This is a genomic window from Sphingomonas sp. CFBP 13706, from assembly GCF_014842355.1.
Classification (GTDB): domain Bacteria; phylum Pseudomonadota; class Alphaproteobacteria; order Sphingomonadales; family Sphingomonadaceae; genus Sphingomonas; species Sphingomonas aerolata.
The window spans coordinates 131,757-143,777 of record NZ_JACYVM010000007.1; the positions used below are offsets into that span (position 1 = coordinate 131,757).

Sequence of the window (12,021 nt, forward strand, 5' to 3'; positions counted from 1 at the left end):
CGCTCTTGCGAACTGTGTCCCCTCGCGGGGCCGCTCGGTCTTTGGTGCGGTATAGTCTGCTAACGGTCCGTCGTCATTCCCGCGGAGGCGGGAACCCATATTGGCTGACCGGCCTGTGGGGTCACCGACGTCAGCGCCTATGGATCCCCGCCTGCGCGGGGATGACGACAAAGGGGCGGGGCATGCTATTCCGGTGCGCGCTGGAGGGCGCCGACGCGCTGGATCTGTGTCACGGTGCCGTCCTGCGCGATTCCGACGCCTTCGCTGCGCGGGTCCGCCGCGCCGACCCAGCGGCCATTCACGCGTTCTACCGCGTTCGCCTTCAGCCCGAGCGCGGTGACCTGCACCGTCTCGCCCAGTGCCTCGAGCGCGGGGATCATCGCCTCGCGCTCGGTGCCCTTCTCGACCGCGGCGACATGGCCGGGCGCGTAGATCAGGCCGAGCGCGATCGAATCCTGCGCGGACAGTTTCCAGTCGACGACGCCGATGATCGCCTTGGCGACCTGCGCGATGATCGTCGAGCCGCCCGCGGCGCCGACCGCGAGCCGGACCTTGCCCTCGGGGCCGTAGACGATCGTCGGCGACATCGAGCTGCGCGGCCGCTTGCCGCCCTCGACGCGGTTGGCGACGAGTGCACCGTTCTTTTCGGGGACGGTGTCGAAGTCGGTGAGCTGGTTGTTGAGCACGGTGCCGTCGACGGTCAGCCCCGAGCCGAAATAGCCCTCGACCGTGGTCGTCACCTCGACGACGTTGCCGCGCGAATCGGCGACCGCGAGGTCGGTGGTGCCGGGGACTTCGCTGACCGGCGCGGACTGCCGGGCCGGGGCGCCGGGGGGCGAACCTGCGCTGACGCTGGCCATCGTCGTGGTCGGCTGGATCAGTGCCGAGCGTGAGGCGAGATAGGCGGGATCGAGCATGCCCTTGACCGGCACCGACACGAAATCGGGGTCGCCGACATAGAGGTCGCGGTCGGCATAGGCGAGCCGCGAGCTTTCGGCGAACAGGTGCCACGCCTGCGGACTGTCCTTGCCGAGCCTGGCCATGTCGAAGCGTTCGAGCTGTTTCAGGATCATCAGCACGGTGATGCCCCCCGAGGAGGGCGGGCCCATGCCGCAGATGCGGTGGACGCGGTAGGTGACGCAGACCGGCGCGCGGGTCTTCGCGTCATAGCTGGCGAGGTCGCCGGTCGTCATCTTCGACGGGTTGCGCGCAGCGGTGTTGACCGTGGTGACGATCTTCTGCGCCTCGGGCCCGACATAGAAGCTGTCGGCGCCGCGCGCGGCGATCCGCTGGAGCAATGCAGCCTGGGTTGGGTTCCTGATCATCGCGCCGATCGCGACGGGCGATCCGTCGGGGGCGGAAAAGAGCGTGCGCGTTTCGGGCGTGATGTGGCCGCCATACGCCTTCATCCCGTTGACGAGCCGCGGCGACGCCTTGAAGCCATTGGTCGCGAGCCGGATCGCCGGGTCGAACAGCCGCGCCCAGGGGAGCCTGCCCGAGGCGCGGTGCGCGAGCGCCATGCCGCGCAGCGCGCCGGGGACGCCGACGCTGCGACCGCCGGGAACCGCGTCGCGGTGGCTGAGCGGGGTGCCGTCGGCGGCGTAGAACCAGCGCGGACCGGCGGCGGCGGGCGCCTTTTCGCGCGCGTCGATCGTGCTGAGCCCGCCATTCGCCGCATGGCTGACCCAGAAGCTGCCGCCGCCGATCCCCGAGCTCTGCGGCTCGACGACGTTGAGCGCCAGCATCGTCGCGATCGCCGCATCGGTCGCGCTGCCGCCCGCGCGCAGGATCTCGACACCCGCGGCGGCGGCGCGGGGGTCGGCGGCACTGACCATGCCCTGATCCTTCGCCGGGGCGGGGGTGGGGGCGGTCCGGCGGGCTTCGGCGGTGGCGGTGGGGAGGAGCAGCGCGAGCGCGAGGAGGGGAGTCTTCATCGCGTGCGAACCTAGCGCGGATCGGGTGGGTGGCAAGGCGTCCGCCGCAAACTCGCCGTCATCCCAGCTTTTGCCGGGATGACGAAATGTGTCAGCGGGCGTCGATGCCGATCGCGTCGGCGATGGTGGCGAAGCCGTCGCGGGTGAGCAGCGCGTCGAGCTCGCGTAGCATCCGTGCGGGGAGGCCGGGGCCTTCATACACCAGGGCTGTGTAGAGCTGGACGAGGCTCGCGCCCGCGCGGAGGCGGGCATAGGCTTCCGCACCGCTGCCGATGCCGCCGACCGAGATCAGCGGGATCGCCGCACCGGTTGCCTTGCGGAAGTCGGTGAGGCGCTGGCGGGCGAGCGGGGCGAGCGGGGCGCCGGACAGGCCGCCGGTTTCCGTCGCGTTCGCCGAGCGCAGGCCGGGGCGGCCGATCGTCGTGTTGTTGACGATCAGCGCGTCGATACGGTTGTCGATCGCGGCGCGGGCGATGTCGTCGATGTCCGCGGGCTCGAGGTCGGGCGCGACCTTGAGGAAGATCGGCGTGGTGCCCTTGGCGGCGGTACAGGCGGCGAGCAGGTCGCGCAGCGCTGCGCCATGTTGCAGGTCGCGCAGGCCGGGGGTGTTGGGCGAGCTGATGTTGATCGTGATGTAATCGGCGTGCGGCGCGGCGCGGGTGACGCCGTGGACATAGTCGGCGGTGCGGTCGCTCGCGTCCTTGTTCGCGCCGACATTGATGCCGAGCACGCCCTTGCCGCGCACATGGGCTTTCGCACGGTCGAGCGCCGCGTCGAGGCCGCCATTGTTGAAGCCGAGGCGGTTGATCACCGCGCGGTCTTCGGGGAGACGGAAGATGCGCGGCTTCGGGTTGCCGGGCTGGGGCAGGGGGGTGAGCGTGCCGATCTCGACGCTGCCGAGACCGAGGCCGAAAAAGCCGTCGATCGCGCGACCATCCTTGTCGACGCCGGCGGCAAGCCCGACCGGGTTGGGGAAGGCGATCCCCGCCACGCTGGTCGCAAGCCGCGGGACGGATGGCGCGAGCGGCGTGCCCGCCTTGCCCCATGCGGCGAGCGCGGCGATCGTCAGGCCATGCGCGCGTTCGGCGTCGAGGCGGAAGAGAAGCGGGTGGTAGAAGGCCATGCGCGCTCTTACCCAGATCGGCTGGGGCGGCCAAACCCTTCTTCCGTCATTCCTGCGCAGGCGGGAATCCATCCGTCCGCAGGCGCAAAAGGTAACGTGGATTCCCGCCTTCGCGGGAATGAGAAGGTGGACTTAGTTGCGAGTCGTTAGCACTGGCGGACGGGTTGACGCTGCCCCCCGCAAAGCCCATTTGTCAATCGGATCATTTCGGTCCGATTGGACTCACGAAGCGCCATGCGTCTTTCCAGCCTAGCCGACTATGCGGTCGTGATGATGAGCGCCGCGGCGCGTCATTGCGGTGGTATCGCGCGGCTGAACGCGACGCTGTTGAGCGAGGAGACCGGCGTGCCGCTGCCGACCGTGCAGAAGCTGGTCAGCCGGTTGTCGGCGGCGGGGCTGATCGAGAGCACGCGCGGGACGGGCGGCGGGTTTCGCCTGTTGCGGCCGCCCGCGTCGATCTCGCTCGCCGACATCATCGAGGCGGTCGAGGGTCCGATCGCGCTGACCGCATGCGTCGACGGTGCGGCGCAGGATTGCTGCATCGACCAGACGTGCAAGGTGAAGCCGCACTGGAACGCGGTCAACGGCGCGGTCCGCGGCGCGCTTGCCGACGTGACGCTCGCCAGCCTTTTGCAAGTCCCGAATTCGCCGGTGCCCGCATGACGCGCGCAGCGCCTACCCCTTTCCTTCGCGCCTTTGCGCCTTTGCGTGAGAAGAGTCTGTTCACGCGAAGCCGCGAAGGAGCGAAGACATTAGAGAGCCGCGTTGCGGCGGAGATGGAATGATGGCTACCCGGAACGCAGAGGCCTATGCCGCCGCGAACAAGACGTACGAGTGGGGCTTCTCCTCGGACATCGAACAGGAATTCGCGCCCAAGGGCCTGTCGGAAGACACGGTGCGCTTCATTTCCGCCAAGAAGGGCGAGCCGCAGTGGATGCTCGACTGGCGTCTGAAGGCGTTCGCGCTGTGGCAGACGATGGAAGCGCCCGACTGGTCGAAGCTCAACGTGCCGCCGATCGATTACCAGGACGCCTATTACTACGCGGAGCCCAAGGCGAAGCCGAAGCTCGGGAGCCTCGACGAGGTCGATCCCGAGATCCTGCGCGTCTATGAAAAGCTCGGCATCCCGATCGGCGAGCAGAAGATGCTCGCGGGCGTGGTCGAGGATCCGCTGAACGAGGACGGCACGCCGAAGCGCCGCGTCGCGGTCGACGCGGTGTTCGACAGCGTCTCGGTTGCGACGACGTTCCGCAAGGAATTGGAGGCCGCGGGCGTGATCTTCCGGTCGATCTCCGAGGCGATCAAGGAATATCCCGACCTGGTCCGCAAGTGGCTCGGCAAGGTCGTGCCGCAGCGTGACAATTACTTCGCGACGCTGAACTCGGCGGTCTTCTCCGACGGCACGTTCGTCTACATCCCCGAGGGCGTGCGCTGCCCGATGGAGCTGTCGACCTATTTCCGGATCAATGCCGAGAATACCGGGCAGTTCGAACGCACGCTGATCGTCGCCGACAAGGGCAGTTACGTCTCCTATCTCGAAGGCTGCACCGCGCCGATGCGCGACGAGAACCAGCTGCACGCGGCGGTCGTCGAACTCGTCGTGCTCGACGATGCCGAGATCAAGTACTCGACCGTGCAGAACTGGTATCCGGGCGACGAGAACGGCGTCGGCGGGATCTACAATTTCGTTACCAAGCGCGCGCTGTGCCAGGGCAAGAACTCGAAGGTCAGCTGGACGCAGGTCGAGACCGGCAGTGCGATCACGTGGAAATATCCGTCGTGCGTGCTGGCGGGCGACGGCTCGGTCGGCGAATTCTATTCGGTCGCGGTGACGAACAATCGCCAGCAGGCCGATACCGGCACGAAGATGATCCATCTCGGCAAGAACACGCGTTCGACGATCGTGTCGAAGGGGATTTCGGCGGGGCGGTCGGACAACACCTATCGCGGGCTGGTGCGCGTCGCGCCGACCGCGGAGGGCGTGCGCAACTTCACCCAGTGCGACAGCCTGCTGCTCGGCGACCAGTGCGGCGCGCATACCGTGCCGTATATCGAGGTCCGCAACCCGTCCGCGCAGATCGAGCATGAGGCGACGACGTCGAAGATCTCTGAGGACCAGCTGTTCTACGCGATGTCGCGCGGGCTGGATGCGGAGGCGGCGGTCGCGCTGATCGTCAACGGCTTCGCGCGCGAGGTGCTGCAGCAGCTGCCGATGGAGTTTGCGGTCGAGGCGCAGAAGCTGCTGGGGATTTCGCTGGAAGGCTCGGTGGGGTGACCCCCTTCTTCCGTCATTCCTGCGCAGGCGGGAATGACGGGATGGGGTTGGCGCACGGCGCGTCGCGGAAATTTAGAGATTTGGAATTGGGCTACATTCGATGCTGAAAATTGAAAACCTTCACGCCGAGATCGACGGCAAGGAAATCCTCAAGGGCCTCTCGCTCGAGGTGAATGCGGGCGAGGTGCACGCGATCATGGGGCCGAACGGCGCGGGCAAGTCGACGCTGGGCTATGTGCTCGGCGGGCGGCCCGGGTACGAGGTCACGTCTGGTTCGGTGACGTTCGACGGCGTCGACCTGCTCGAGCTCGAGGCGCATGAGCGCGCCGCGGCGGGCGTGTTCCTCGGCTTCCAGTATCCGGTCGAGATCCCCGGCGTGTCGAACGTCCAGTTCCTGCGCGAGGCGTTGAACGCGCAGCGCGCGACGCGGGACGAGAAGGCGCTGTCCGGCGGCGAGTTTCTGAAGCTCGCGCGCGGGCAGGCGGATCTGCTCGGCATGGACTACGACATGCTCAAGCGGCCGGTGAATGTCGGCTTTTCGGGCGGTGAGAAGAAGCGCAACGAGATGGTGCAGATGGGCATCGTCAACCCGAAGTTCGCGATCCTCGACGAGACCGATTCGGGGCTCGACATCGATGCGCTGCGCGTCGTCGGCGACGGTATCAACCGCATCATGCGCGCGCCCGACAAGGCGGTGCTGCTGATCACGCATTACCAGCGGCTGCTCGATTATGTGGAGCCGGACTTCGTCCATGTGCTCGCCGACGGGCGGATCGTCCGCTCGGGCGGAAAGGAACTCGCGCAGCAGCTCGAGAGCGAAGGCTATGTGGGGATCGCCGCATGATTTCCCTTCGTGCCGCAGGCAGGAAAGATTGGGCTCACGCGAAGGCGCAAAGGCGCGAAGGGCGTGTGGTCAATAATCTCGTCAGCAATATCCTTCCAACGCCTCTTCGCGCCTTCGCGCCTTCGCGTGAACCATTCTCGTTTTCGTGGGCCGCATCATGAGCGTTCTCGAACTTCCCTCCACGCGCGAGGAGTCGTGGCGCTGGGGTGATCCGGCGGCGATCGCGGCGGCGGCGGGGTTGCCGCGGGGTGAGGCGCCGGCGGGCGCGTGGTTCCTTGAGCTCGAGGGCGCGCGGGCGGTGTTTGTCGATGGCGCGCTGGATGAAGGTCGCAGCGAGCTTCGGCATGTCGCGATCGCGCCGCTCGAGGGTGGCACGCATGTGCTGGGCGCGCGGACGACCGGCCATGGCTGGTCGTTGCGCGTCGAGGCGCACGCTTCGGCGGAGCTGATCCAGATCGTCCATATCGCGACCGGCGGCGAGAACCATGTTCCCGCCGAGATCATCCTCGCGGACGGCGCGCAGGCGTCGGTGGTCGAGACCTATGTCGGGACCGGCTGGTCGAACCGGTCGACGCGGATGACGCTGGGCGCGGGCGCGAAGCTGACGCGTGCGGTGCGGTTGCTCCAGACCGCCGGCTTCGTGTCGGTGCGCGACGAGGCGGATGTCGGTGCGGGTGCGAGCCTGATCGTTACGATGCTCGGCGCGGGCGATGCGGGGACGCGGATCGATGGCGCGATCACCGTGTCGGGCGACGATGCGTTTGCTGAATATGGCGGCGCCTTGCTGACCCGGCGCGACCAGCGGCAGGAATGCGCGCTGTCGGTGCGGCATGCTGCGCTCAACGGGCAGAGCAAGCAGATCTGGCGCGCGGTCGCGGCGGACACGTCGACCGCGAGCCTTGCGGCGCGCGTCGAGGTGGCACGCGATGCGCAGAAGACCGACGGCGTGCAGTCGCTGCGCGGGTTGCTGCTCAAGCGGACCGCGACGGTCAATCTGAAGCCCGAGCTCGAGATTTTCGCCGACGACGTGAAGTGCGCGCACGGCGCGACGGTCGGCGAGCTCGACCAGCGCGCGTTGTTCTACATGCAGAGCCGCGGCATCCCGCATGCCAAGGCGCAGGCGCTGCTGACGCGTGCGTTCGTCGGCGATGCGTTCGCGCAGATCGCGGACGAGACGGTGCGCGATGCGTTCGTCGCGGACGCGGATGCGTGGCTGGAGGCAGCGCTGTGACCCTGACGCTCGAAACTCGCCCGCTCGACCGGGTGTCGGACTTTCCGGCTATTCCCGAGGGCTGGGCGTATCTCGATACCGCCGCCACCGCGCAGAAGCCGCAGCCTGTGGTCGACGCGATCACGCGCGCTTATGGCGAGACCTATGCGACCGTGCACCGCGGCGTGTACCAGCGCTCGGCCGACATGACCGTCGCGTACGAGGCGGCGCGGCGGGCGGTGGCGCGGTTCATCGGTGCGGGATCGCCCGACGAGATCGTGTTCGTGCGCGGCGCGACCGAGGCGATCAATTTGGTCGCGACCTGCTGGGCGGGAACGCAGCTGAAGGCGGGCGACCGCATCCTGTTGTCGATGCTCGAGCATCATTCGAACATCGTGCCGTGGCAGATGATCGCCGAGGCGCGCGGTGTCGCGATCGACGTGCTGCCGCTGACCGCGGACCATTGCATCGATCTCGACGCGATGGAGCGGATGATCACGCCCGCGCACAAGCTGGTCGCGCTCGGCCATGTGTCGAACGTGCTCGGCTCGGTGCTCGATGCGAAGCGCGCGACGGAGATCGCGCATTCGGTGGGGGCGAAGATCCTGCTCGACGGCTGCCAGTCGGTGCCGCGGATCGCGGTCGACGTGTCTGCGATCGGCTGCGATTTCTACGTGTTCTCGGGCCACAAGCTGTACGGCCCGACCGGGATCGGCGTGCTGTGGGCAAAGCCCGAGCTGCTCGACGCGATGCCGCCCTATCAGGGTGGCGGGTCGATGATCGACAAGGTGTCGTTCGCGAAGACGACTTATGCGCCAGCGCCGGGACGGTTCGAGGCGGGGACGCCGCATATCGTCGGCGCGCTCGGGCTGCATGCGGCGATCGACTATGTCGAGAGCATCGGGCTGGCGGCGATCCATGCACATGAGACCGCGCTGGTCACCGCGACGCGCGAGGCGCTGTCGGGGATCAATTCGGTGCGGCTCTACGGCCCGGCGGATTCGGCGGGGATCGTCTCGTTCACGATCGAAGGGGTTCATCCGCACGACATCGGCACCATATTGGACGAAGAGCGCGTCGCGATCCGGGCTGGCCACCATTGCGCACAGCCGCTGATGGAGATGCTGGGCGTCGAGGCGACGGCCAGGGCGAGCTTCGGTGTCTATAACGGTCCGGCAGACGTGGATGCGCTGGTGCGCGGTATCGCGCGAGTAACGAGGATATTTGGATGAGCGATCGGTTCGAGATCGAGGAAGTCGAGGCGGTGCAGTCGCCGCCCAAGGCGCGTGTCGTGCTCGACACCGACGGCGATGCAGAGCGCAAGCGCGACTATCTCGCCGGGTTCCTGGCGCAGAAACCGCAGGTGGACTCGCCCGGCGAACCGGGTGGCGCGGTCTATGACGCGATCATCGATGCGTTGAAGGACATCTATGATCCCGAAATCCCGGTGAACATCTATGACCTGGGGCTGATCTACGGCGTCGAGGTGACCGAGGACGGGCATGCGGTCGTCACGATGACGCTGACCACGCCGAACTGCCCGGTTGCGGAATCGATGCCGATGGAGGTCGAGATGCGCGTCGGCGCGGTGCCGGGTGTCGGGGTCGCCGAGGTGAACCTGGTCTGGGATCCGGCATGGGATCCGCAGAAGATGTCCGACGAGGCGAAGCTCGAACTGGGCATGCTGTAACGACTTGCCCCTCCCCTTCAGGGGAGGGGACGGGGGTGGGGCCTTACCCCAAGCGCGCGGTCTGTTCGGGCGCCCCACCCCAACCCCTCCCCTGAAGGGGAGGGGCTTTAGATGGAAGGAACGAGCCATGGCGACGACATTACGAGCACGGCCCGCGGCGCTGAACCTGACCGCGACCGCGCATGCGCGGATCGCGGACCTGATGGCGCGTGCGCCGGAGGAGTCGATCGGGGTCAAGCTGTCGACGCCCAAGCGCGGCTGTTCGGGGCTCGCTTATTCGGTCGATTATGTGAGCGAGGCCAAGCCGTTCGACGAGCGAATCGACACGCCCGGCGGCACGCTGTTCGTCGATGGCGGGTCGATCCTGTACCTGATCGGCTCGACGATGGACTGGGTCGAGGACGACTTCACCGCCGGGTTCGTGTTCCAGAACCCCAACGCCAAGGGTGCGTGCGGGTGCGGGGAGAGCTTCACGGTCTGAATCCTGCCGTGAGCTAATGTGTGTCCCCGCGATGGCGGGGACCCAGACTGGGCTCCCGCCTTTGCGGGAGAACAAGGATCGGGCCGATGCCGGGCGACGTCGAACGACCGCCCGCCTTGCTTGCCCATCCCGTCCTGTGCCACTCCCCGGCGAAGAAGAGGGGATCTACGTGGCCAGTCTGTTTCGCCGAAAAATCGTCACCGAGCAGCCGCCCGAGCATCAGCTCGCGCGGACCTTGTCGTGGCCGCATCTGGTCGCGATGGGCGTGGGCGGGATCGTCGGGACGGGGATCCTGACGCTGATCGGCGTCGGGGCAGGGCTCGCGGGCCCCGCGGTGATCCTGTCGTTCATCATCGCCGGCGGGATCTGTGCCTGCGCCGCCCTCGCCTATGCCGAGATGGCGACGATGATCCCGGCGTCGGGCAGCGCCTATACGTACAGCTATGTCGTGCTCGGCGAGCTGATCGCCTGGGTGATCGGCTGGAGCCTCATCCTCGAATATTCGCTGGTGGTGTCGACCGTCGCGGTCGGCTGGTCGGGTTATGCTGCACCCTTGCTGCGCGGCGCGTTCGGGTTTCCCGAGGCGCTGACGCTCAGCCCCGAGCTCGGCGGCGTCCTGAACGTCCCCGCGATCGTCATCATCGCGGTCGTCGCGGGCGTGCTGTCGTTCGGGACGCGCGAGAGTGCGACGCTGAACGCGGTGCTGGTGGCGGTGAAGATGATCGCGCTGACCGTGTTCGTGTTCATCGCGCTCCATTATTTCAACAGCGCGAACCTGCAGCCGTTCATGCCGTACGGCTTTCCCAAGGCCGTCCAGCCCGACGGTGCGGAGCGGGGCGTGATGGCGGCGGCGGCGATCATCTTCTTCGCATTCTACGGGTTCGACGCGATCTCGACCGCGGCGGAGGAGACGAAGAATCCGGGCCGCGACCTCGCGATCGGCATCCTCGGATCGATGGTGGCGTGCATCGCGATCTACATCCTTGTCGCGGTCGCCGCGGTGGGCGCGTTGTCCTATACGCGGTTCGCCGGCTCGGCCGAGCCGCTCGCGCTGATCCTGCGCGAGATCGGGCGGCCGGGGTTCGCGACGTTCCTCGGCGCGTCGGCGGTCATCGCGTTGCCGACCGTGCTGCTCGCCTTTCTGTTCGGGCAGAGCCGGATCTTCTTCACGATGGCGCGTGACGGCTTGCTGCCGCTGGGCCTTGCCAAGGTGTCGAAGCGCGGTGCGCCGGTGCGGATCACGTGGATTACCGCGGCGATCGTCGCGGTTATCGCGGGGCTGTTGCCACTCGCCGAGATCGCGGCGCTCGCCAATGCGGGGACGCTCGCCGCGTTCGTCGCGGTGTGTGCGTGCATGCTGGTGATGCGCCGCCGCGCGCCGGATGCGATCCGCACCTTCCGCGCGCCGGCCGCGACGTTGGTGGGCATCGTCGGCATTCTCGGCTGCCTGTACCTGTTCTTCAGCCTGCCCTCGAAGACGCAAGCGTATTTCGGGCTGTGGAACCTGCTCGGGCTGGTGATCTACTTCGTCTACGCCCGCCCGCGGGCGCTTGCCGAGTGAGCGGCTGGACGATCGGGATCATCGGCGGATCGGGGCTGTATGCGGTCGAGGGGATCGAGGACGGGCGCTGGCAGACGGTGGAGACACCCTGGGGTGCGCCGTCGGATGCGATCTATACCGGGCGCGTAGGGCCTGTCGGGGTGGCGTTCCTGCCGCGGCACGGGCGGGGACACAGAATTGCGCCGTCGGACCTGAACGCCCGCGCGAACATCGATGCGCTGAAGCGGCTGGGGGTGACCGATGTGCTGGCGGTGTCGTCGGTCGGGTCGCTGGTCGAGGCGCGGCCGCCGGGGAGCTTCACGATCGTCGACCAGTTCATCGACCGGACCAAAGGGCGGGTGTCGAGCTTCTTCGGCACGGGCCTGGTCGCGCATGTCTCGATGGCGGACCCGGTGTGTCCGCGCCTGTCGGGCCATGCCGCCGATGCCGCGCGTCAGGCCGGCGCGCAGGTCGACGATCGCGGCACCTATCTGGCGATGGAGGGGCCGCAATTCTCGACGCGCGCGGAAAGCCGGTTGTACCGCCAATGGGGCTGCGACGTGATCGGGATGACCGCGATGCCCGAGGCGAAACTCGCGCGTGAGGCGGAGCTGCCCTATGCGCTGGTCGGGATGGTGACCGACTATGACTGCTGGCGCGAGGAGGCGGCGGGTGTCGATGTCGCGGAGGTGATTGCGCAGCTCGGCGCGAATGCGGCCAAGGCGCGCGCGATGGTGATGGCGTTGCTGCGCGGGCTGCCGGCGGAGCGGCCGGCGTCGCCGATCGATACCTGTCTCGACAGTGCGATCATCACGGCGCAGGGCGCGCGGGATCCGGCGCTGGTGGCGAAGCTCGACGCGGTGGCGGGGCGGGCGCTCTAGCGGCGGCGTGACGCGCGAGGCTCTGGGTCCTGACGTTCGTCAG

Annotated in this window: 11 protein-coding genes; 9 read left to right on the forward strand and 2 right to left on the reverse strand. The window is 67.8% G+C overall.

Annotation, left to right across the window (positions count from 1 at the left end):
- Window positions 1–185: 185 nt before the first annotated feature.
- Both ggt and IFS44_RS14250 read right to left on the reverse strand, forming a co-directional pair.
- Window positions 186–1,934, reverse strand: coding sequence for a gamma-glutamyltransferase (ggt, locus tag IFS44_RS14245; RefSeq protein ID WP_192098911.1), 1,749 nt, complete (start codon window positions 1,932–1,934; stop codon window positions 186–188).
- Between the two features lie 91 nt (window positions 1,935–2,025).
- Window positions 2,026–3,057, reverse strand: a complete 1,032-nt coding sequence (locus tag IFS44_RS14250; protein WP_192098912.1) for a quinone-dependent dihydroorotate dehydrogenase — start codon at window positions 3,055–3,057, stop codon at window positions 2,026–2,028.
- A gap of 234 nt (window positions 3,058–3,291) precedes the next feature.
- Between IFS44_RS14250 and IFS44_RS14255 the strand changes: the two genes are divergently transcribed.
- The 9 genes from IFS44_RS14255 to mtnP all read left to right on the forward strand — a co-directional run bounded on the left by IFS44_RS14255 (window position 3,292) and on the right by mtnP (window position 11,978).
- Window positions 3,292–3,720: an SUF system Fe-S cluster assembly regulator gene (locus tag IFS44_RS14255; protein ID WP_192098913.1), complete on the forward strand. Its 429-nt coding sequence runs from the start codon at window positions 3,292–3,294 to the stop codon at window positions 3,718–3,720.
- Between the two features lie 121 nt (window positions 3,721–3,841).
- Window positions 3,842–5,332 (forward strand): Fe-S cluster assembly protein SufB, encoded by a 1,491-nt coding sequence (gene sufB, locus IFS44_RS14260; RefSeq protein WP_056020496.1) that lies wholly within the window; start codon window positions 3,842–3,844, stop codon window positions 5,330–5,332.
- A 100-nt stretch (window positions 5,333–5,432) separates the two neighbouring features.
- Window positions 5,433–6,176, forward strand: a complete 744-nt coding sequence (gene sufC / locus IFS44_RS14265) for a Fe-S cluster assembly ATPase SufC (RefSeq protein WP_031441058.1) — start codon at window positions 5,433–5,435, stop codon at window positions 6,174–6,176.
- A 157-nt stretch (window positions 6,177–6,333) separates the two neighbouring features.
- Entirely contained in the window at window positions 6,334–7,407 is a 1,074-nt protein-coding gene (locus IFS44_RS14270; RefSeq protein WP_192098914.1) for a SufD family Fe-S cluster assembly protein, read from the forward strand.
- A 2-nt stretch (window positions 7,408–7,409) separates the two neighbouring features.
- Window positions 7,410–8,618, forward strand: coding sequence for a cysteine desulfurase (locus IFS44_RS14275; protein WP_197977889.1), 1,209 nt, complete (start codon window positions 7,410–7,412; stop codon window positions 8,616–8,618).
- A complete protein-coding gene (locus tag IFS44_RS14280; RefSeq protein WP_031395029.1) occupies window positions 8,615–9,076 on the forward strand; it encodes an SUF system Fe-S cluster assembly protein in 462 nt (153 codons plus the stop codon). The genes IFS44_RS14275 and IFS44_RS14280 overlap by 4 nt, the downstream gene beginning before the upstream one ends.
- A 127-nt stretch (window positions 9,077–9,203) precedes the next feature.
- On the forward strand, window positions 9,204–9,557 hold the full coding sequence (locus tag IFS44_RS14285) for a HesB/IscA family protein (RefSeq protein ID WP_031441054.1): 354 nt from the start codon (window positions 9,204–9,206) through the stop codon (window positions 9,555–9,557).
- Window positions 9,558–9,726: 169 nt separating this feature from the next.
- Window positions 9,727–11,118, forward strand: coding sequence for an amino acid permease (locus IFS44_RS14290; RefSeq protein WP_342366430.1), 1,392 nt, complete (start codon window positions 9,727–9,729; stop codon window positions 11,116–11,118).
- Window positions 11,115–11,978, forward strand: a complete 864-nt coding sequence (gene mtnP, locus IFS44_RS14295; RefSeq protein ID WP_192098917.1) for an S-methyl-5'-thioadenosine phosphorylase — start codon at window positions 11,115–11,117, stop codon at window positions 11,976–11,978. The genes IFS44_RS14290 and mtnP overlap by 4 nt, the downstream gene beginning before the upstream one ends.
- The last annotated feature ends 43 nt before the right edge of the window (window positions 11,979–12,021 follow it).

What these genes read in the sequence shown, in the direction of transcription:
- ggt (WP_192098911.1), bottom strand. Translation starts at nt 1,934, where the DNA reads ATGAAGACTCCCCTCCTCGCGCTCGCGCTGCTCCTCCCCACCGCCACC.
- IFS44_RS14250 (WP_192098912.1), bottom strand. Translation starts at nt 3,057, where the DNA reads ATGGCCTTCTACCACCCGCTTCTCTTCCGCCTCGACGCCGAACGCGCG.
- IFS44_RS14255 (WP_192098913.1), top strand. Translation starts at nt 3,292, where the DNA reads ATGCGTCTTTCCAGCCTAGCCGACTATGCGGTCGTGATGATGAGCGCC.
- sufB (WP_056020496.1), top strand. Translation starts at nt 3,842, where the DNA reads ATGGCTACCCGGAACGCAGAGGCCTATGCCGCCGCGAACAAGACGTAC.
- sufC (WP_031441058.1), top strand. Translation starts at nt 5,433, where the DNA reads ATGCTGAAAATTGAAAACCTTCACGCCGAGATCGACGGCAAGGAAATC.
- IFS44_RS14270 (WP_192098914.1), top strand. Translation starts at nt 6,334, where the DNA reads ATGAGCGTTCTCGAACTTCCCTCCACGCGCGAGGAGTCGTGGCGCTGG.
- IFS44_RS14280 (WP_031395029.1), top strand. Translation starts at nt 8,615, where the DNA reads ATGAGCGATCGGTTCGAGATCGAGGAAGTCGAGGCGGTGCAGTCGCCG.
- IFS44_RS14285 (WP_031441054.1), top strand. Translation starts at nt 9,204, where the DNA reads ATGGCGACGACATTACGAGCACGGCCCGCGGCGCTGAACCTGACCGCG.